General features: G+C 37.5%; 1 protein-coding gene. It reads right to left on the bottom strand.

Features of this window, described 5'->3' with window-relative positions; translation table 11 throughout:
* Positions 1–127: 127 nt before the first annotated feature.
* Positions 128–679, bottom strand: coding sequence for a hypothetical protein (locus AC1TO8_RS23845; protein WP_482058067.1), 552 nt, complete (start codon positions 677–679; stop codon positions 128–130).
* Positions 680–843 lie beyond the last annotated feature (164 nt).

Here is an 843-nt window from a genome sequence, read left to right as displayed (position 1 = left end):
GAAGGGAACGGGTCGTCAGACTTAGCTGGTTGAATGTATCGCCTGAATTAACTTCTCTGAAATCCCCCTTGGCGATCAAGGGCGAATGCCCACAGTAGGAATGCGGTGTTAGGCGATGCACGTCATGCTAATCCCTCAAGATCCCTTTATTCGCTATGCTCATAGCATTCTTATATACTTCTTTAAAATCTTCTTTATTCAACTTATATTTGTCCCCTGTTAAAATACCAGAGTGAGCATTGAGTAAATCATATAATCCCAGATGGACCCATTCCCATAACATTGATGTGAAATTATAGACCATCATCACATCTTGAACAGAGTGTCTTATCATTACTACTTCTTCCCTGCTAAATCCACATGTTTCTAGTATATTAAATACTCTGACCTTCATTTCTTCACTGAATTCCGTATCCAAAAATTCATCTAATATTAATCCCCATGTATCTATCCTACTCACCATAGAAATGTTATTATCTTGGGCAAATTGTTTTAATCTTTCTTTATAATTTGCTTCAACAAATATCACTTCACCTTCATTAGTTCGAATCTCAGGAGGTATTTGGTTTAATAGAACCTCACGAATCTCTTCAATTCTAATTGTTCCATGGGTAACAATTGATGCTGCCGAAAATGGATATTCAGTAAATTCAATACTATCCTTATAGAACTTGATCATATGATCTTCCTTTTTCTTTAAAATAATTGTGCTAAGTGTTTCGCCTAACGTTTGGCATTCCTGACGTTCAAGCAGCTTAAGGACCGTAGGTCCGGGTCGTCAGAATTAGCTGGTTGAATGTATCGCCTGAATAATCTCCCTGAAAATCCTTCTTGGCGATCAAG

The organism is Paenibacillus sp. Y859 (assembly GCF_056786405.1).
Note: the sequence above shows the minus strand (reverse complement) of the source record. Positions and strands in the feature narration are given on the sequence as shown.